This window comes from Candidatus Protochlamydia amoebophila UWE25 (assembly GCF_000011565.2).
GTDB lineage: Bacteria > Chlamydiota > Chlamydiia > Chlamydiales > Parachlamydiaceae > Protochlamydia > Protochlamydia amoebophila.
On the sequence record NC_005861.2, the window covers coordinates 1,663,802 to 1,683,056 of the forward strand.

At 35.0% G+C, this 19,255-nt stretch carries 12 protein-coding genes and 2 tRNA genes; 11 read left to right on the forward strand and 3 right to left on the reverse strand.

What is annotated here, in order from left to right; translation table 11 throughout:
- Positions 1-16 precede the first annotated feature (16 nt).
- Positions 17-1,075, reverse strand: coding sequence for a rod shape-determining protein (locus PC_RS06585; RefSeq protein WP_162831837.1), 1,059 nt, complete (start codon positions 1,073-1,075; stop codon positions 17-19).
- A gap of 543 nt (positions 1,076-1,618) precedes the next feature.
- A complete protein-coding gene (locus PC_RS06590; RefSeq protein ID WP_011175923.1) occupies positions 1,619-5,104 on the reverse strand; it encodes a DEAD/DEAH box helicase in 3,486 nt (1,161 codons plus the stop codon).
- 359 nt (positions 5,105-5,463) lie between these two features.
- Here PC_RS06590 and PC_RS06595 point away from each other — a divergent pair.
- From PC_RS06595 to PC_RS06625, 6 genes are all read left to right on the forward strand, one after another.
- Positions 5,464-5,535, forward strand: a tRNA-Gly gene (locus PC_RS06595).
- A gap of 88 nt (positions 5,536-5,623) precedes the next feature.
- Positions 5,624-5,695, forward strand: a tRNA-Gly gene (locus PC_RS06600).
- Between the two features lie 30 nt (positions 5,696-5,725).
- Positions 5,726-7,033, forward strand: coding sequence for a trigger factor (gene tig / locus PC_RS06605; RefSeq protein ID WP_011175924.1), 1,308 nt, complete (start codon positions 5,726-5,728; stop codon positions 7,031-7,033).
- 467 nt (positions 7,034-7,500) lie between these two features.
- Entirely contained in the window at positions 7,501-8,094 is a 594-nt protein-coding gene (locus PC_RS06610) for an ATP-dependent Clp protease proteolytic subunit (RefSeq protein WP_039360024.1), read from the forward strand.
- 238 nt (positions 8,095-8,332) lie between these two features.
- Positions 8,333-9,574 (forward strand): ATP-dependent Clp protease ATP-binding subunit ClpX, encoded by a 1,242-nt coding sequence (gene clpX / locus PC_RS06620; RefSeq protein WP_011175926.1) that lies wholly within the window; start codon positions 8,333-8,335, stop codon positions 9,572-9,574.
- A gap of 50 nt (positions 9,575-9,624) precedes the next feature.
- Entirely contained in the window at positions 9,625-10,518 is an 894-nt protein-coding gene (locus PC_RS06625; RefSeq protein ID WP_044045134.1) for a GNAT family N-acetyltransferase, read from the forward strand.
- Positions 10,519-10,522: 4 nt separating this feature from the next.
- Here PC_RS06625 and PC_RS06630 read toward each other — a convergent pair whose 3' ends face one another.
- A complete protein-coding gene (locus tag PC_RS06630; protein ID WP_011175928.1) occupies positions 10,523-11,446 on the reverse strand; it encodes a GNAT family N-acetyltransferase in 924 nt (307 codons plus the stop codon).
- Positions 11,447-11,642: 196 nt separating this feature from the next.
- On the opposite strand from PC_RS06630, the gene PC_RS06635 reads away from it, so the two are divergent.
- The 5 genes from PC_RS06635 to PC_RS06655 all read left to right on the forward strand — a co-directional run bounded on the left by PC_RS06635 (position 11,643) and on the right by PC_RS06655 (position 19,206).
- Positions 11,643-14,246 carry a hypothetical protein gene (locus PC_RS06635; RefSeq protein ID WP_044045137.1) on the forward strand — a complete coding sequence of 868 codons (2,604 nt, stop codon included), beginning with the start codon at positions 11,643-11,645 and terminating at the stop codon, positions 14,244-14,246.
- An 80-nt stretch (positions 14,247-14,326) separates the two neighbouring features.
- Positions 14,327-15,565 carry a hypothetical protein gene (locus tag PC_RS06640; protein ID WP_044045141.1) on the forward strand — a complete coding sequence of 413 codons (1,239 nt, stop codon included), beginning with the start codon at positions 14,327-14,329 and terminating at the stop codon, positions 15,563-15,565.
- A 99-nt stretch (positions 15,566-15,664) separates the two neighbouring features.
- Positions 15,665-17,107 (forward strand): hypothetical protein, encoded by a 1,443-nt coding sequence (locus PC_RS06645; RefSeq protein WP_044045143.1) that lies wholly within the window; start codon positions 15,665-15,667, stop codon positions 17,105-17,107.
- A 94-nt stretch (positions 17,108-17,201) separates the two neighbouring features.
- Entirely contained in the window at positions 17,202-18,503 is a 1,302-nt protein-coding gene (locus PC_RS06650; RefSeq protein ID WP_044045145.1) for a hypothetical protein, read from the forward strand.
- A gap of 130 nt (positions 18,504-18,633) precedes the next feature.
- Entirely contained in the window at positions 18,634-19,206 is a 573-nt protein-coding gene (locus PC_RS06655; protein WP_011175933.1) for a SycD/LcrH family type III secretion system chaperone, read from the forward strand.
- Positions 19,207-19,255 lie beyond the last annotated feature (49 nt).

Genomic DNA, 19,255 nt, shown 5'->3' on the forward strand with positions numbered 1-19,255 from the left:
ATTCCTCTTAAAAAACTCAAATTGCTTTACGTTTTTTAAATTTATCTAAGTACTCAAGGGCTTTTCCTGTTCCTAAACAAACTGCTAATAAAGGGTTAGGGGCAACAATAACAGGTAAACCTGTCTCTTTAATCAAAGCTTTATCTAAACCTTTAATCAGCGCACCACCTCCGGCCAACACCATTCCTCGTTCAACAAGATCAGCAGCTAATTCAGGAGGACATTTTTCAAGAGTCAATTTAACACTTTCCACAACCTGTTGAATAGGTTCTGCTAAACATTCTCGGATCTCAACAGAGTTAATGCGTTTAGTAACAGGTAGTCCTGCAACTTGATCTCGCCCACGCACTTCCATTTCCAATTCATTTCCACCAAGAGGATAAGCTGAACCAATGGTGATTTTTATTTCTTCTGCCGTACGAGGACCAATCATTAAATTATAAGTACGTCTCATATAATTGATGATACATTCATCAAATTCATCTCCTGCAATGCGTAGCGAGCGAGATTCAACAATTCCTCCAAGCGACAAAATCGCAATTTCGGTTGTCCCTCCTCCAACATCAATAATCATGCTCGCGCAAGCTTCGTGTACTGGAAGGTCCACACCAATTGCCGCAGCCATCGGTTCTTCAATCAAAAAAACTTCTTGGGCCCCAGCGTGAAGAGCCGAGTCTTCAACTGCCCTTTTTTCAACACCTGTGATTCCGGAAGGAACCGCAATAAGAATCTTTGGTCTGAATAAACTCCGTGAAGGCGTTACCCTTCTGATTAAAGCTTTTAGCATTCCCTCTGCAATTTCGAAATCGGCGATAACGCCATCCTTCATAGGCCTTACAGCATGGATCCTACGAGGAGTTTTACCAAGCATCGCCTTAGCTTTATGACCAACAGCCAATACCTCATTTGTCACCGAGTCGACAGCAACCACGGAAGGTTCAGCCAAAACAATTCCTTTTCCTCTCACAAAAACCAGTGTATTGGCAGTTCCTAGGTCGATCCCTATATCGTTAGAAAAAACCCCTCTAAACTTATTAAGCTGTCCAAATGCAGAACGATATAGTTGATTAGCCATGCCTGTAAAACTGGCTTGATTTTTTTTAGTCATTGTTTTTCCCATCGGGATTCAACCCCCCGTTGTTTGCTATAAATCCCTTATTCATTATTTGTGGTGTTGGAATTTATTTTAATTTAACTACATAATAAATTTTTAAATGATTCGCTAACCCAAGAACAAGCATTTGTTTATCCATGATGTTCCCCCTTATGCCTCTAATTTGTAGTATTTTTGTTAATCTGAATTTTGGATGGCTAAATTGTATAAGGTATATTATTTGCGTTTCAATTTTGCCAGAAAAGTCTCTCAAAAACCATTAATTTTTCAATAGATTGAGCTTTGATGTTTTTTTCATGTTTTGATTTATTAAGAAAATTACCACAAATTTTAATAAATAAAGGAAATATTTAAAAAACTTTAGTCTCAATTTTGACTATTCATCAAAATATTCTAACTAATTTGTTTAATTTATCATGTTATGTCTGAAATACGCAGATCTAATTGATAATCAAAAAGATCTGCTAAGAAAAATGGAGAAGAATAAATTTAAAAGGTTGATGATTAAGTTTGAAGAAGTTCTAAAACTTCTTCCCAAGTCAATTTAGCCATCATATCCTCATCACGGCTAACCACTTCTTTAACTAATCCTTTTTTGCGATTGTGAAGTTCTAAAATCTTTTCCTCAATTGTATTTAAAGTGATCAACTTATAAGAAGACACAGAATTTTTCTGTCCTAAACGATGAACACGGTCGGTTGCTTGATTTTCGACAGCTGGATTCCACCACATGTCATAATGAATGACAGTATCGGCTCCGACTAAGTTAAGTCCAGATCCTCCGGCTTTTAAAGAAACTAAGAAGATAGGAATATTCGGATCTTCATTAAATTTCTTGACGATACTCAATCGGTTCTTACTTGAACCATCCAGATATTCAAATCGAATGCCTTGCTTCTCTAAATCCTCACGCATAATATTCAACATTCGAGTATATTGACTGAAAATAACTGTTTTATGCTTACTCTCCATCAAAGTTTGCAACAATTCAAGAAGCATCTCATATTTAGAAGAATCCCCATTCTCTGGTCGATCTTTGGCAAAAATGGCTGGATGACAACAAATTTGTTTTAATCTTGTTAACGTCGCTAAAACATGAATTTGAACGCGCTCAAATCCTTCTTTTTTCACGAGCTGGGACAATTCCTCACGAGCAGAAGCCGCGTAAGAACGATAAAGTTCTTGTTGAATATTAGACAAATGACAGTGATAGACAATTTCCGAAACCGGTGGTAAATCATCTAGTACATCTTTTTTCATTCTTCTTAAAATAAATGGAGCCACCTTACGACGTAAATTATCCAGATTTTTACCCCCTTGCGATATTGTCGATTGTCGAATGTATTTTTCCACAAAACGATCGTAAGAACTGAGCAGTCCTGGCATGAGAAAATCAAAAAGGCTCCATAATTCTTCTAAAGAGTTTTCTATAGGGGTACCCGTTAAAATCAAGCGATGAGCTGCTTGAATCATTTTGACTGATTGGGCATTTCGAGTGCCGCGATTCTTAATGTGTTGAGCTTCATCTAAGATGATATAGCCAAATGGAACTGTCTTATAAAATTCAATGTCTTTTTGAAGAAGGGTATAAGAAGTGATAATGACATCATAATAATCGAGATCATTTAAAAGTTTTTTCCTTTGGCTCGGATTCCCATCAACTGGCAAAACTTTTAGCTTAGGATTAAATTTAGTAATCTCTTCCTGCCAATTATAAACTAAGGAAGTTGGGCATACAACAATCGAAGGCTGCTTCGGATGATCCATTTTATATTGCGTTAATGTAATAATGGCTTGGAGGGTTTTACCAAGTCCCATGTCATCAGCTAAAATCCCATTCAAATGCATGCCTCTTAATCGATTCAACCAGTGGATTCCATCAATTTGGTAGTTACGAAGAGATGCTTTAATCGATTTTGGTATCTCTCTTGAAGGGCAAGGAAGATTTCCTAACATTTGTTGTTGAATTTCTTTTAGTTTATCAGACATGGAAAAATGAATTGGCAAATTAGCAAATTGTTCGATATCTAAACTAGCTAAACTCCAAAGTGGTCGTAATTCTTTATGTTCATCTAAACGATTAATTCCCATTTCGTCGAAAATTTGAACAACAGGAGCAAGTTTTTCTAAATCTAAAATGAGAATTTTGTATGTTCCTTTTTCTTCAGTTTTAGATTTACGTTTACTTCCTTTTTTGACTGACAATTCAATAAAAGCTCGTTTAGATGACAAACAATCCCAAAGCAAATCAACCGTCACATTATTTAAATAACCATCAACTTTGACCTCGACTTCATACATGTCAATTCGATTCGATTCTTTTAAATTCAAATGAAATACGGAATTGTCATAGATGAATTGATCCAAGAGATTTTCAGGGCAGTTAAATTTCACTTGATCTTGGTGAGCGGGAATAACTTCTGTCATAAATTCGACAATTTTCTTATCATTTTTAGCACTATAAAGGCCCTGAGATGGATCATAAACGAAATCTTGAAATAGAAGATCAATAATTTTTTGTTCTTCTGTCAGATTGCGTGCTAAAATCCCTTCAGGAGTCACAAAAGTGGAAATATGAGATACTTTTAATTGAGAAGAAGCTGCTGGAACCTTGACACCTCCATAGACAAAATTTAAAGAAGCTTCTAATTCTCCGTCTAAATATTGAATATCGCATTCTGCTGCTACTTTTTCGACAAAAGGAAGTGTCACAAACCGCTCGATCATTTCTTTATTAGCAATCTCTGCAAAACGAGAAAGCTCTGTCATAGAATTTTCCACAAAAGTACCAAATAATGGTTCCGGAATCGTCATATCTCGGATAGAAGGTAAGTTGCGTAAATGTTTTCTTTTTATCAAAGGTTGAAAACGATAATAGGTATTCCCGTGAATCATACCTGGTTTTGCACATTCAAATAATATCGCTTCATCACAATCGATAACCGCTTCATTTTGTAGGACAATTTTTGGTTTCAATAACACTTTTGGTGCATTAACTTCTAAATAGTTTAATTCAAATCTTAGAAGTGCTGGACTAATTGCTAATCGAAGAGGTTCTTCTAAAGTACCGCGATACATGCAAGGCATCGGATAAAGCTCTGTTTCTAAATCATTCAAAGAGCCTGCTAAAGCAAACTTTGATTCAGCAATCCCATAAGAAACAGCTAGTAGGGTTCCAAAAGCTTCCGTATCAATAAATGCCGATCTTTGTTGCTTATCTCCTTTATCAATAAATCTGGCAAAATCAATAATCAGCTTGAGAACTTCTGAACTGGCTTCATCAAAAGAGCTAAGTGAAAAAAAGTATCTTTTATTACCAATGTATAGAGCTTCATTATAACGAATAGCATCGATAAAAAGTTTAATTTGAGAGATATTTAAAGCTTTTGAGCGAAAAGGGAGACGTAGCGCTAATTGAATTTCAACTTGTTCCGTCATTTTCTGAGGGTTTAAAAAGATCACAGCCAATTCCGCCTTATCTTGGATAATCTCTTCCTCAGGAAGAAAAAATGAAGATTGCCCTAAAACCTGAGAAGCATTGATATATTCTGCTAAAAGTTCTTTTTGGAATTTCTTACCTTGCCTCGCATGCTCTTTAGTTTCTGCTTCTTTAAATGTTTCTCTCAAGTTTTCTTTTTCTTGGTCATCAACACTGACATCTTTTTCTAAATCTGTTTCTTTAGAATAAGCAACAAGGATTTCATTAAAATGAGCTTCTAAATAAAACAAAACAGCTGCTAAGTGTTGACAATCATATTTATAAGTGCAGTCGCAATCGGAATCAATAATCACTGATTCATTTCTATCAATTTCAAGCTCTGATTCATACGAATTATCGAAACTCCCCATCACGCGACAGCTCAATCGCACTACATCGGGTTTCAAGTTTAAAATTTTAACAGAAACGACCATTCCTTTATCTTGAAGTGTTTTCCCTTCTTTAATAACGGAGGGTGAAAAATCGTGTTTTAGCTTTCGAAAATTTAACATATGTGATTATCTCAATTTGTAACTCATTTTAAACATAAACAGGTGACAAAAACAAAATTTTTTGCTTCTTATTCCTCTTCGCATATTTAAGTTGAGTTTGTAAATTAGTACTAAAAAAGCATTTTCTTGATGGAAGCTCGTTATTAGCGAAAAAGCATTAAATATGCGAACAAAAATTTATATTTTCCTTTTTCCTCTCTGTAATTTTCCAAGAATAATGAATTAAATTTGGCTTAATTGGTCTATTTTTTGAAAATTTTTAAAAAGACTTTTTACTTGCCGAAAAAAGCTTACCTTTTTATATTATGCGTTCCACATGAGACTTATGTTTAATTTAAACTGAATTTTATTAAGAATCTGCGGGTGTAGCTCAGTGGTAGAGCATCACGTTGCCAACGTGAGAGTCGTGAGTTCGAATCTCATCACCCGCTAAAAGTCAAGATCGCATCATACTTGTGATCTTTTTTGAAGCAAATTTAAGCTAGTTCAGCTAAATTTGTTCACATCTATTAATGACATGCGGGTGTAGCTCAGTGGTAGAGCATCACGTTGCCAACGTGAGAGTCGTGAGTTCGAATCTCATCACCCGCTTTTATAAGATCTATAGCAAAGAGGTTTTCCGTGTCAAATCAAGAGACTGAAGCTGGTTCAAAAACCATTAGTAATGATAATCTTAACGTTCAGATTACCCGAGGCACCCATTGTCAAGTCAAATTTGACATCACAGTAAAACCTGAAGCCGTTGTCGCTGCTTATCAAAAAGCTTTGAAAACGATCAATAAAGAAATCAATATTCCAGGATTTCGGAAGGGAAAAGCTCCTCAGCAATTAATCCTAGAAAAATATGGGTCTAACGTTCAAAAAGAATGTGTTGATATCGTCTTACAAACTGGATTCAATGATGCTTTACAACTCACTCATATCCACCCATTAAAAGACGGCCATATAAAACGCCCTATCGTGCACTATTGCACTCAAGAAAAAGGAGCCCATTTTGTTTTAGAGTTTGAAGCACGTCCCACTATCCCCTCTGTTCAACCACAAGAATTACATTTACACCACCAAGCTCCTGTACAGGTGACAGACGAAGAACGAAAGAATGCTCTTGACCAAGTTCTTTTACAATTTACGACCTATCAACCAATTGAAGATCGTCCTGTTCAGGAAGGAGATTTTATCAATGTTGATGTCACAATTTTAGAAGAAACACCTCGTCTCATTATCGACAATCAACGCACTCAAGTTAATCAATCTGGCTTACCTTCTTGGATACAAGAAAAAGTCATTGGATTAAATGCGGGAGCTAGCGCTGAAGGAATGACTCAGCCTAACGAAAAATTTCCGGATCCAGATTTTAAATCTGTTCCTTTTCGTGTAACTGTAAAAACGATATGGCAAGGAAACATGCCTGCGATTGATGACGAATTAGCTAAAAAAGTAGGTTTACAAACCGTTGATGAGTTATATCAAAAATTAAACGAACGTTTAGAACAAGAAGCTCAAGAAGATATTTATAAACAACACATTCATCATTTAGAAGATCAGCTTATCGAAAAATATCCCTTCGATCTTCCCCTTTCTTATATCGAATCCAATAAACAGGCACGTTTAGATGACTACTTGAAGCAATTAGGTCAAGAAAGTCAGCTTCCTCAAAATTACGAAGAAATTGAGAAAATGATCGAAAATAGCACGATACGAGGTCTTCAACTTTACTTCCTACTCCGTCGTGTGGCGGCAGATAACAAACTTGAAGTCTCGGAAGAAGAAGTTTCTCAAGAATTATCAAAGCAAATTGCTCTTATTCCTAGCGGAAAAAGTCAAATTGATATTTATGGTGATAAATCGAAATTGCGTGAGCAGCTTTATAATTTAGCGTTAGATCGCAAAATTAAAAAATTCTTACTAGATCAAGCACAATGGGTTTAATTATTAATTAAATTTTAGATACTGATTTAGGCAGGAAAATTTAAACGCAAAACTGGAAAAATCTAAATAGGAACCATTTGAAAAATGCAAATTGACTAAATTTAATCAATCAAATTTTTCAAATGATTTAAAATTAAGAGGTATTTTTACCTTGATAAAAACGTACAAGTAAACTGGAAAGGAAATTTAGAAAAAACTGCATAAACTTTAATTTGCTTAGACATCGCCTGTTTTTTTAAAGAAAATCACCAATTCTATTTTTTTTAAAGCTAATGATTTTTAATAGGTGCTATTTTTCAGATAAATTCACCATCAACTTGATAAATTCACCCAAATCTTTTATTGTTTGGCAATCATATACATCGTAGATGATTGAACAGTTGTTAAAAACACATTCAATACTTATCTGAAGCTAATGATTTTAATTGAGGATTCATATGTCACACTCTTCTCATCCAAGACCTGAAATGTCTTTAACTCCTTACGTTATTGAAGATACAGGCCGTGGCGAACGTTCCATGGATATTTACTCTCGTTTACTTAAAGACCGCATTATTTTTATTGGAACTGAAATCACGGATCAAGTAGCAAACGTTGTTGTAGCTCAACTACTTTTTTTGAAAATGGAAGATCCTAAGAAAGATGTTCATATTTATATTAACTCTTTAGGTGGATATATCACTTCAGGCCTTGCGATCTATGATACTATGCAATACCTTGGATGTGACATCAATACCTATTGTATTGGGCAAGCAGCCTCGATGGGAGCCTTACTTTTGACTGCCGGAACAAAAGGTAAGCGATTTGCTTTACCAAACAGCCGTATCATGATTCACCAACCTTATGGTGGTGTCGGTGGAACTTCTGCCGATGTTGCATTGCAAGCTAAAGAAATTCTCGAATTGAAGAAAAGATTAAATCATATCATGGCTGATAGCACAAGACAGCCTTTAGAAAAAATTGCTGCGGATTCTGAGAGAGATTTTTACATGAGTGCTGTGGAAGCTAAAGATTATGGCCTAATTGATGAAGTTGTCGTCCCCAAAAAAAAGACAACATGATAGAATTTACCTAGGGTGTATAAAACTGAAAACAAAATTTGATCTTCTTTCTCAAAAGCAAGTTTTAGAAATCCTCAAACTTGCTTTAAATAAAAACTCTACGGCTGTCTTTGAGATCGACTGCTCTCTACATAAATTTAAATACACCGCTCCAAATGAAGCTCTTTCTTTTATATGAATACATTAAACGATAAATACAAAGAGTTTAATTTTTAACCTTTAGATAAAGTAATCACCCATGAGTAAAAAGTCTTTAACAAAAGAACTTGCTAGCTGCTCTTTCTGTGGCAGAACTGAAGAGGCCGTTGAAAAACTCATTTCAGGACCTAATGTATATATTTGTGATAAATGTGTACGATTATGCACAGGAATTTTAGATAAAAAAGCTCCTTCCACTTATGAATTTAAAATTCTCAAGCCTAAAGAAATCAAAGAGAAGCTCGACGAGTACATTATCGGTCAAGAAAACGCAAAAAAAACTATTTCAGTAGGTGTCTACAACCACTACAAAAGAATCCGGTCTAAAAATAAAGAAGCAGATGGAATTGAATTTAGCAAATCTAATGTTTTACTTTTCGGCCCAACAGGATCAGGTAAAACCTTGATCGCAAAGACTTTAGCTTCTATTTTAGATGTTCCTTTTACCATTGCAGATGCCACGACATTAACAGAAGCAGGCTATGTCGGCGAAGATGTGGAAAACATTATCTTACGCCTCTTGCAAGCAGCTGATTACGATGTAGCCAAGGCTGAACAAGGAATCATTTATATTGATGAAATTGATAAAATCAATCGAACAACCGCAAATGTATCAATTACTCGGGATGTGTCTGGAGAAGGAGTTCAGCAAGCATTACTCAAAATTGTTGAAGGAACAATTGCTAATGTCCCTCCTAAAGGAGGTCGTAAGCACCCAAATCAAGAGTATATTAAAGTGAATACAGAAAATATTCTCTTTATTGTAGGTGGTGCTTTTGTTAATTTAGAAAAAATTATTGCAAAAAGGTTAGGACGAAATACAATTGGTTTTGATGGAAGCAATCGAGAAGTTGTTGACCCAACTCAAAAAAGTTTACTACTTTCCAAAGTCGAACCTGAAGACCTTATTCAATTTGGAATGATCCCTGAGTTCGTCGGCCGATTTAATAGCATCGCGAATTGTAATGAGTTGCAATTGCCTGATTTAATTAATATTTTAACAGAGCCAAAAAATGCTTTTATTAAGCAATTTATAGCTATGTTTGAAGCCGAAGGGGTGAAACTCCAATTTACAGAAGATGCACTAGCTGCTATTGCTCAACAAGCAATTGAAGCAGGGACAGGGGCTAGAGCTTTGCGTCTCATTTTAGAAAACTTGATGCGCGAATTAATGTATGAAATTCCTTCCGATGAAACAATCAGTGAAATTCTAATTGAAAAAGAAACAGTTACAGAGAAAAAACCTCCTATTATTAAACGACATGATCAAAAAATAGCTTAACCGTTTTTCCTGGCGCTGGATATAATCCAGCGTTCCTTAAAAAAGTGATCATGACACCCTCTTTTTCAATTAAAAAAATTCCTTTCTCTTCCATCCCTTCTTACCTGATTGCTCCTGCTACCCTTCCCTTTTTCAACCAATTTTCCGCACAGGAGGGATACCTTGTCGCCTGCGCCGCTTTTATAGAAAATGAAATGGTAGGATGCGCAGTAGCTCAAGTATTTTTTATCAATCAAACAGCACAACTATACTCTTTATTTGTCAAAGAAAAATTTAGAAAACAGGGACTTGGGCTTGCTCTTTTTCAATTTCTAGAAAACAATCTCAAACAAGAAAATAAGATATATGCCTTTGGCTTTGAATACGAAAAAAATGATCTATTTACCCCCGCCATAGAAAAAATTCTGTCTTATCAACAGTGGCTTCCACCCAAACTTTATCTGGTTCGTTGCCATTTTGATGCTTATACTTTCGATCCACCTTGGATTCATTTACCCACTCGTTTACCATCGACATTCAAACTTTTTAGTTGGCAGGAACTCACTCTTAAAGAGAAAGAATATATTCAATATAAGGCAGAGCAAGGACAATTCTTACCTAGTCTTTCGCCTTTTAAAGAAGAGGAGCACGTTCATTTAGGAACTAGTGTAGGCCTACGCTATTTGGACACCATTATTGGATGGTGTATCACTCATTCTGATAACCTTAACACCATCCGGTATAATACTCTTTACATCGACCATGCATTTTTACATTCTGGGTATGGAATACAAATCCTTAATGAGTCTATCCGCAGACACAAACGTTTACCCATTCCACAAGCTATTTTTGAAGCAAATATTGAAGAAATCGATCGCTCATGGCTTCGTTTCATAAAAAAACGACTGATTCCTCTTTCTTATCGTGTAGAAAGACTCAAATGGGCTTTTAATAGCTACGTTTAAGTCTTTAAAACAAAATATTTTCATTATAGAATTTCACGACCCATTTTTTTTTACTAACTTTAATGGCATGAGGGAGGAGTCGTTTTTCTATAAAACGAGCCCACGTAGAATTGATTTGTTCAGGTCGCACTTCAAATAAAGCTAATGGAATAGGATCTTCTCCATGCATCAATTGGTCATGTAATTTGATAGACTCAATTAATAACTGAATTCCATAACCAAAACGTTGCAAGTTTTTTTGTACGTATAAAATGGAATAACGAAGAGTATTTTCTAAACGATGAGTTACACACCAACCTATAAGCTGGGATTTATAGCGCAAACCCACACTAGTTCGATATTCAATTTTTTCTTCTCCGCGGAATGGCCAAAGTAAAGGAGGAATTTCATTGTTTTGCTTCATTTCTTGGAGAATGGAATGATCTTTGTCTGTTAAATCACTCCATTTAAAAAATTCTATGGTCTCTAAAGGGCGAAAGGGTAAATAAAGCCAGGAAGGATCAAATTGATAACTGTCAAAATAGTAACGAATTAAGTAAGGCTGAGGCACATGCCAGTTTTTTTGTCTTGCCAAAATTTTCTCAATGATGAGAGATTCTGGAAATAGGTCTTCATATTCAAAACCGACTGCCACCATTTTTTTTTCTTTTACTAAGAGATCGACTAAGTGTTCGAATAAAGTTTGTCCAACCTTTTGTTTTCTAAAAGGTTCTTGAACGAATAAAGAAAAAATTTGAGCTGTTTGATTTTTAAATAGTTGAGCAAAAATAAATCCAATTTTTTGTTCCTCAAAACATGCTTCAATACCTATATAATTGTTTTTTTGTTTTAAATGATTTCTTGCTATGGGAATTGTTAAAACTTGATAGTTCAATAATTCAGAATGGTTTTGTTGAGAAAATATAATTATATTGTATTTGATATTCATAATTTTATTAAATATTAATATTTTTATTTATTTTTACACAACTAACTAAAATAAAATTAATTCTATGTTAAAATAAAAATAAGCGCATAGAATTATTATTATTTCTGACAATTAATTAACTTTATTACTCGTTCATAATAGACATTGTTTTTGATTGGCGAGGAAAATCTGAGACACATACACAAGGAGAATGGTCATGTCAGATATTAACAACATTGGTGGATCCACTCAAGGCCTGCAATCTTACTCTTCTTATACAGATAACCCCGTTTTTCAAAGCCTTCCATCTTCGGTTCAAGATAGCCTAATTCAATCTTTCACAAAAGAAGAATTAAATAAACGATTTGCAAATGCAACCGTTAGTATCCCTTCACTTCTAGCTCCTAATGATATTTCTGGTTCATTAGACAACTTTTTTAAAGTGCTAAGTGAAGCAAAAGTACAGCTTAATCTTCAATTTCGTACTGCTGAATTTATTGACCAGTTAACAAGACGACAAGATAGCCGAGAAGCGGGTCTTCAAGCTTTAGGCCTCGTCGGTGAATTTGCAAGGAGAGAAGTTGCTTTGCAGCAAACAAAAGAAGCCGCTGAAGCAAAAATGGCAGAAATTCACAATCTTAATGAAGCGATAAAAAATCAAATTAATGATCAAAATAATGCCATTGATAATATTAATAATGGAAATAGCCAAGAAAAATCAAAATACCAAGAGTTGATTAATAATTATAACTCTTATGTAGCTAAACTTGCTGAAAATGGCATTACGATCAATGGCAATGGAACCGCTACAATTCCTGATGGCAAGGTTAATATCTTTAACTCCCTCACACAGACTTATTTTGGACAAGTAGCTGGATTCAATAATTATATAGGATCCCGCAAAAACGAATTGAATAATTATAACAACACAGCCAATTCTTATAATCAAACGGCAACTGCGAATAATGAATGGATCAATAACTTAGTAAAAGATCTTGCCCTACAAGACTATTTAGATAAACATCAACTAACAGTTCCTTTACAGGCAGCAGCTGGTACTAGGAATACCACAGAAATTCCTCAAGAAGCAGCCCCTGCCGCTGCTGGTGCCGCAGGAGTTGTGGCTATTCCTACTCCATCTGCCTATGCTTATTCAGTTGCCAATGGAACCCGTTCGTTGGCTATTGGGAAAGTTCCTGACTATCAAGAACTTAACGAAAATGAAGTCAAACCAGTCATTGAAGATGGATATTATACGCAAATCGTTAAACCTGTGGACTCCGATATCATTTATAATTCCCAATATTGGGGTTTTTTACGAGTCTTAAGCATTTTTAATCCTAATCGAGATTATGTTCCGGATCCTTTGCTAAATTTTAAACCACTAGCCAAGAAAATCTCACCTAACACAATTGTGGAAGCTATGCAACCTATTCAAGGAAATAATGCACAAGGAGCAGGAGGGCTTACAGTTGAATCAGCCGGATTAGATAATCCTCACATTACAGCTATCTTAGGGCAAGCTGCCTTCGCACAAGCTCTTCGAAATGCAAACTTAAATTTAACAGAAGAGCAAATCCAAGAATATTCAAATAATCTTGTGCTTTTATCCTCGGATTTAATTGCTCAAAGTAGCATTGATGCACTCTTACCAAGTTTAGCACCTATTTTATCTCAGCTAGAAACAACTCCTCAAGATAGTCCTCTTTTTAGCCTTTCATTTTCCCTTTCTTTTGCTAACCGTATTAATGAATTAACTGGCCATGGATTGACAGAAGAATCCCTTAAAGAATTTTTAAGTGGCATCCCAGCTCTTCAAAATTTAAGTAAAGCGGATATTGCCACCCTAACAGCCAATTTAAATTTAGGTTTATTACTTACTTCTTCTAAATTATTAGAATCGAGTTTAGGATTACCAGGCATTTCTCAACAACTTATTCTTTCTCAACTTCCTCCTGAATTATCTTCAAGCATTATTAGTCAAGCTTCTATACAAAGTGATCAATTGAATGCCGATTTAAAAACACAGATTAATGCTAATTTTATCCAACAAGGTTTTGCGGAAGATCAAGCTGCTTTTTTAGCGAATCTAGGGCAAGAAATGATTAAAAATGACATTTTAAGACCTTCGCCAACTTCTATTTCTGAGAATAATTTAAATACGCAATTATTAACGGATTCAATCAAGGCAAGTTTAATTTTGTCCGATTCTAAAATTTATGATTTGGCTAAAGCTGATGCAATTGCAAATGAAGTTGTTTCAAGGACACTAAGTGATAGCGAAGGAGCTATTATTTCTTCGACTCAATTTAAAGCCAATCTTGAATCGAATTTAAGAGATTCGAATATTTCTTCTAGTCAGATTGATGAAATTTTAAAAGATGTTATTTTAGTGTCTTCTCAAAATGCATTTAATCAAGAACAGCTTAATTTGACTCAGTTGATTGAACAATCTGTCAATTCGCTTGTTCCGCAAGGTGGAGGACAACTAGCTAAACTTATTAGCGCAGAAATTGCAAATACCTTGTTTGGCCATTATAATCCAGATACTAGAGATATTGCCAATTTAAAATCTCCTTTGTCTTTGATTAATTTAGTCAATGATCAATTGAATAAACTTGAAATTGATCAAAATAACGAATCTGCAAAAGCAGTCTCTGAAGCATTTAAGGCAACTTTGTTAACAACGACAGATTTTTATGCCTTTTCATTACAAGTAATGGATCCCGCTTATTCTTTAGTTTATTCCGTTGGAACTGGCTTAATGTATGCAGGGCAAGAGCCGGAAAATTACAGAAAATCTATAGATATCATTGTCTAATAAATGGAGATGTAATAAATAAAATAATTTGTTGACAATGCATAAAACAAAGCATAAATCATAATGTAAGGAGGGTGTGTATGGAAGTGGCCATTATAGGACTAGGCGCCGCCTCTGTCAGCCTCACAGAGTATTATAGTATCAATGTCTTACAAAAGTATACAGATTTGATCACCCCTCTAAAAACGATATTTTCAAAAGACTCTTCCGAATTAACGGCTGAAGATTATGATTTAATTTTAAAGCAAGTGGATAGTCTGAAACAGTTAGCAAAAGAGGGTGTCCAAGACACAAACGGAACTGATACTTATCAAAGTTTTATGAATCAGGCCATGGTCACACCATTAAATGATATTATGAAAACTTTATCGATAGTAGGAATTCCTCCAGATCCCAATGCTGGACCCTTAAGTGATTCAGCAAAAATAGCCACTCTCATGGGTTGGAAATCCTTACCTAATTTCCAAATTGATGTTCTAGGACCACTGAATGCAGCATTGTCGATACAATTAGAAGCTTATCAATATACTGTCAATATTGAAAATCCGGGGACAGGAATTATTTCGACCTTAACAGTATTAGCCTCGCCAGGACGTTCTCTGCAAAGTATGCTTGAATTAGAGTATATAGGCGCAGGTAATACTCAAATGGCTGGTAAAATGGCTGATTTGGAGCAAGCTTTAAGTTTGTCTCAACAGATTTTAACGACTTTAACAGGAATTCAAAATATCTCTAACCAAATTCAAGTTTACAATAAAATTCCTTTCAGATTACCCAATACTGCCGATTTAGATGACTATAAAAAACAATATAAAAAACAAGCAAGTGCCTATTTTGCTCAAATTTTTCCTACTGCTGAACCAGTTGCCGATTCTGCTCAAAAACTTTTAAATCTCAAACAAACCTTATGGGATCAAATGGTAGCTCTTGAAGCTGCGAACCCTACTAGTGGACGCAATGTGACAGGTTCACTTGCTAATGCAGTTTACAAAGTTGTTCAAGATATTAGCGCAGCTTTTGTCGGGGTTGATTTAACTGCTGCCAATGCCCAGGATCAACTATTTGCTTCTGTAAAAAAATGGATCATGGATAACCAAGATGTTCGTATTGACGATGCAGGAAGCAATAAAAATGCAGGTGCAATTCAAGATCGACTTGCCTCTGCAATGACAACCGCTCAAAATTTAGAAGAGAGCCAAAGAGAAGATGTTCGCCGTTATTTACTACTCTTCCAAGAATTTTATAAATCTGCCATGAGTATGATTCAATTATTGGGAACTATTTTTGACAAAATTAATAAAGGAATATTTAAAGAGTAATTATTTGTTTAATTAAATAATTAATAATATAATAAAATTATAGAAATTTTTAATTATTTACTTACATGTTAATAAGTAAGTAATTTAAGGAGTTTGAATATGAGTGCTAACTTTACAATTGATGGAATTGGTTCCGTTCCTTCGAATGTTGCAGAGTATACGAGTGGGTCTGTTGTCAAAGCATATCTTGAAAGTATCAATATTATTGCAGAAATTTTCAATAGACGCAGTAGTAATCCAAACAGTAGTGATTCTCCCTTAAGTGATACGGACTTTGATAATTTAATTGCAGCTATGAATAAGCTACGAGATTTGGCTAAGAATGGGGTAACTGATGGAAATCCTCCCTTAACATTCTATTTAACCGCAGAAATGGCCACCAATCTTGATTTAGTTTTTAAATCTTTAAAAGCAGCAGGTATCGTTCTTGATGTTACCTATCCTTCTGGCAAAACAACTCTGCTAGAAAGTTGGCAAAGCCTGGCTGGATTTGGCGTTCAGCAAATCATGAATGCGGCTACAAGCGTTTCCACAAGTTCCACTCGCACCTTGCAAAGTATGGTAGAGCTAGAATATGTCAAACAAGGTAATGACCTTTTGGCTGTAAAATTTCAGGCTTTAGAGCAAAGTTTGAAAACAACACAAGGAATTTTAGATACCTTAGCTCTCATTCAAGGAATTTCAAATCAAGTTACTATCACAAATAAAGGAGATTTTGCCTTTCCTCCTACGAATAACTGGCAAATCCCTTCTACAGCCGTTGCCCAAATTCAACAAGCTTTCAATGAGATTGCAAACGGGCAAGATTCGAGTGATTTGATTAACAGAATGAGAAATTTTCAAACCACTTATAATAATGACGTAGCCACTGCCAAACAAAATGCTGCTGCGAATGGAACGACATTCAGCACTGAATTTAGTAAGTTAACTAATGCCTCCAAGCTTATGAGTGACGTTGTCCTTCATAACTGGGAAACATCCACTGGAAGTGGGAAAGATAGTTCTACAGAAAATATGAAAATTGAATATTACACAAAAATTTATAAAGTTGTTGCAAGCGCACAATTTACTCAAGTATTTCCAGTTGCTACACCGACAAGTACAGCGGCAACAGAATTATTGGCAGCCAAACAAAAATTATATCAACGTTTGGTGGATTTAGAAGCTATTTCTCCAGACAATACACGCTCTGTCGAAGGCACATTAGCCAGTATGATCTTTAAAGTGGTTCAAGACATTAGTTCCGCTTTTCTTGGACTCGATGGATCCACAGCAACGCCAGAACAACTAAAAACAGCAGTTTCCAAATGGATTATAGATAATCAAGATCAAAAAATTAGCTCACAGGCTGGAAATAATGTAGGTTCGATCCAAGATCGAATTACGCAGGCAATTACAGCCGCACAATCTTTAAACGATACAGAAAAAGAAAACGTTAGAAACTATCAATTTGTTTTTCAACAATTCTATCAATCCGCAAGCACTGTTTTACAAAAAGTGACCCAAATTGTAGAAAAATTAGCACAAGGGATATCTAGATAATTAACATATTTTTTGAATTATTAATAGTTTTTAGAAATTAAAAATATGAAATTGAAATAAAGCTATTTCCTTGAGGTCCTTAAGGAGGATGAATATGGCTGATAATATTACGTTTGACGATGGATATAATCAAACAAGTTTTTTAGATGGGCTACAATACGTTCCTAATGCCGTTCTGGGTAATGATATCCCCATTACGGGCTTACCTGCTGGTTATTATGCAAGTAATAATCTTACTGCTTTACCTACGAGTATCTTACCATATAAACTAGCGACAGAATTTCCAGGCCAAACTCCCCGTACTACGGCAGAAGATTTTGATGGTTTTTTAAGGCAATATAGTCTTCCAAATACTCCAGGAGCTGTTATTCCGACTAAAACGTTTACAAGTTTATCCGGCCTAGCATCAGCTTGGTATGTGGATTTTATGAATGAAAGTAGCTCAAAAAATGGATTATACAACAGTTTATTACAAGAATTTGCATCTGCGTTAAATATTCAAATTGATAGCTCAGGAAATATCACAGGGGGTGATTGGCAAATTTTGACCGGTACTCCTACTGTCAGCCCTGCTGTCAATTTTAGTGCTTCCAGTGCAAATAACCCTTTTATTCGCGCTTTCAACAATTTTTTGAGTACTTATACTTATCCGCAATCGCCTTTATCAGGAGATCTAGCTTATTATAAAAATTTTCTAGATCAATGGCATTCCTATTTGTCAAATATTAGTTTACTCAATACTCCCGATTCGAGCACTCCTGCCAACTTTCAAAATTTAATAAGCTATGAAGCGATTTACAAAGCTTATGCCAAAGATCCATCAGATGAAGCATTTAAACTACGTTTAAAACAATTTTACCAAGAAGAGATGAGTTCCAAGGGATATTTTATGCCCAGCCAAAGTTTGGCAGATTGGGTCACCGCCATTCGTAATGAAAACAATGTCAACATGAATTTAGAATTAATTGGTTCTTCTCTAGCAGGAAATAGTTCAGAAAAAGCTCTTGTGCTTAATAGAATTATATTGCTATTGATTTCACTTATAAAAACTTTACAGGATGTGGGGATTGCGCAAGCTAATCGACTAACGTATCTTACTAAATATCAAAACGTTTATACAGCTTTACAAACACAAATACCTGTCTTTTTAAAAGATGGTTCCAATCCATTAGGAGGTTCCTCAACAGAAGCTGGGCAAACTCGTAATGACTTAAACTCTTCTTTTAACGGTATTTTAACTGATAATTTAAGATCGCTAAGAGGAATTCAAGAGGATAATGCTAAAAAACTGCAATCCAAAGTTAATTCAACTAACGATGCAGTAAACCAACAGACAGATATGGTATCAACGTTTATCCAACAAATGCAAACCCTTTTAAACGCAATTTTACGTTAAGAAATAAAAAATTTAAGTATTCACTCAATAAACGCAAAATTCACTAGATTAATGATATGAAGCATTCTGAGTGTAAAAAAGAACTTTCTCATTAAATTAAAGACATAAGAATAAGAAATAGGAGGAGACCATGAAAGGTTCTCGTGGAGTAAAAAGTCAGATGAAAAAAGACGCCTTAAATGCTTCGATGGTTGAAGATGAGAAGTTCAAAAAATCTTATGGGGATATCATGGGACGTATGTTCAGTGAAGGAATGACACCCAAAGATGCCATGGGGGTAAACAGCAACATTTTAGAAAGTGTATATGCACAAGCTTACCGTCTATATAATACAGGAAAATATATTGAAGCCGTTCATTTGTTTCGTGTTTTAATTATGATGAACTATGCAGAATCGAAGTATGTATTAGGACTAGCCGCTTGTTTTCATATGATGAAAGAATATAAAAATGCCATACAAACTTATACAATGTGTAGTGCGATCGATCCTAATACACCTATCCCCTATTATCACTCTTCTGATTGCTTTATTCAAATGAAAGACTATTTATCAGCGATGCTTTGTCTACAATTGGCTATTGATAAATCTCAAAATAAGCCCGAATTTGCAAAAATTAAAGAACGTGCGATTTTAAGTTTAGAAAGTTTAAAACAACAAAATCTCCCATCACAACCCATAAAAATGGAAGAAGACGAACTTTAAATAAACTGCTTAAAACATTAGACAGATGAATTAAAGGTGAAATTTAAGT

What these genes read in the sequence shown, in the direction of transcription:
- PC_RS06585 (WP_162831837.1), bottom strand. Translation starts at nt 1,075, where the DNA reads ATGGCTAATCAACTATATCGTTCTGCATTTGGACAGCTTAATAAGTTT.
- PC_RS06590 (WP_011175923.1), bottom strand. Translation starts at nt 5,104, where the DNA reads ATGTTAAATTTTCGAAAGCTAAAACACGATTTTTCACCCTCCGTTATT.
- PC_RS06610 (WP_039360024.1), top strand. Translation starts at nt 7,501, where the DNA reads ATGTCTTTAACTCCTTACGTTATTGAAGATACAGGCCGTGGCGAACGT.
- clpX (WP_011175926.1), top strand. Translation starts at nt 8,333, where the DNA reads ATGAGTAAAAAGTCTTTAACAAAAGAACTTGCTAGCTGCTCTTTCTGT.
- PC_RS06625 (WP_044045134.1), top strand. Translation starts at nt 9,625, where the DNA reads ATGACACCCTCTTTTTCAATTAAAAAAATTCCTTTCTCTTCCATCCCT.
- PC_RS06630 (WP_011175928.1), bottom strand. Translation starts at nt 11,446, where the DNA reads ATGAATATCAAATACAATATAATTATATTTTCTCAACAAAACCATTCT.
- PC_RS06635 (WP_044045137.1), top strand. Translation starts at nt 11,643, where the DNA reads ATGTCAGATATTAACAACATTGGTGGATCCACTCAAGGCCTGCAATCT.
- PC_RS06640 (WP_044045141.1), top strand. Translation starts at nt 14,327, where the DNA reads ATGGAAGTGGCCATTATAGGACTAGGCGCCGCCTCTGTCAGCCTCACA.
- PC_RS06645 (WP_044045143.1), top strand. Translation starts at nt 15,665, where the DNA reads ATGAGTGCTAACTTTACAATTGATGGAATTGGTTCCGTTCCTTCGAAT.
- PC_RS06650 (WP_044045145.1), top strand. Translation starts at nt 17,202, where the DNA reads ATGGCTGATAATATTACGTTTGACGATGGATATAATCAAACAAGTTTT.
- PC_RS06655 (WP_011175933.1), top strand. Translation starts at nt 18,634, where the DNA reads ATGAAAGGTTCTCGTGGAGTAAAAAGTCAGATGAAAAAAGACGCCTTA.